The sequence below is a fragment of the Bacillus sp. OTU530 genome (genome assembly GCF_038440375.1).
In genome coordinates this window covers 1-1,057 of the sequence record NZ_JASATP010000122.1, presented here as the reverse complement: position 1 = coordinate 1,057, position 1,057 = coordinate 1, and the positions used below count along the sequence as shown (strand labels likewise).

At 36.3% G+C, this 1,057-nt stretch carries 1 protein-coding gene; it reads right to left on the bottom strand.

The window, feature by feature from the left end:
- Nucleotides 1-10: 10 nt before the first annotated feature.
- Nucleotides 11-1,057 (bottom strand): phospholipase D-like domain-containing protein (locus tag AAHB12_RS31095; protein WP_342048932.1); only part of this gene is annotated, 1,047 nt, incomplete at its 5' end.

Here is a 1,057-nt window from a genome sequence, read left to right as displayed (position 1 = left end):
TTAATTTTTCTTATAAATAAGAATCCACCAATTTTGCCAGGTGTTCTTTCACTTTCTCTTTTAAAGGTAAATCATTAACATACGAAGAGGTTATACGTTGAGCATTTTGAAAGTCTTGCTGAATATAGTCTTGAACTTCACGGATATAACCTGAGTCATAAATATAACAGTTCATTTCATCATTCAAGTGAAAGGAACGCGAATCAAAATTTACTGTTCCAACCATTAATACTTTTTCATCAATCACGAACACCTTCCCATGCAAAACCCCTTGTTTGTATGCATATATCTCTATTCCCTCAGACAGAGCTTTTCGAATGTAAGGATAAGCAGCTTGTTTTACCAAGATGGCATCTGAGTGGGGGGACCAAAGGATTTTTACCCGAACTCCTCTTTTTCGAGCATCAATCAGCGCTTTCCAAATTGTCTCATCCTTAGGTATAAAATACGGAGTTAGGATAGTGATGGACTTTTGAGCTTGATGAAAGAAATTTGCATAGCTCTGTGACAACTTATCTCCACTATACGCAATGATTTGATGGGAGATTGGTCCTTTTTCAGACGTAACATTAGCTTTCGGAATCGTTTGTCCGGTATTTTGTTTCCAATCGCTCTCAAATTGGCTTTCTAAATCTTGTACCCCTTCCCCACTTATTCGAAGATGGTAATCTCTCCAATGACCGAGTTTTGCTTTTTCTCCTAGGTATTTCTTACCTATGTTAAACCCACCAATATATCCAATTTTCCCATCAATTATTGAGTTTCGTCGATGATTACGATGCTCTAGAGAAGAAAATAGATAGGGAAAATCTGGTTTATTATAATAAGCAAAATGAACCCCTTCTTTTAGTAATGCCTGCTTCTCTTTCTCTTTTAGTAAAATACCGCCCAACCTGTCTACAGCATAATACACTTCCAGCCCTTCTCTGCTTTTTTGCTTCAATAAATCTAAAAATTGATGACTGATTTTATCATCTGCAATAGAGAAAAAATTAATGTGTATATAGTGCTTGGCTTGTTTCATGTCATCAAACAGTTGCCGATGAAGGACTTTTCC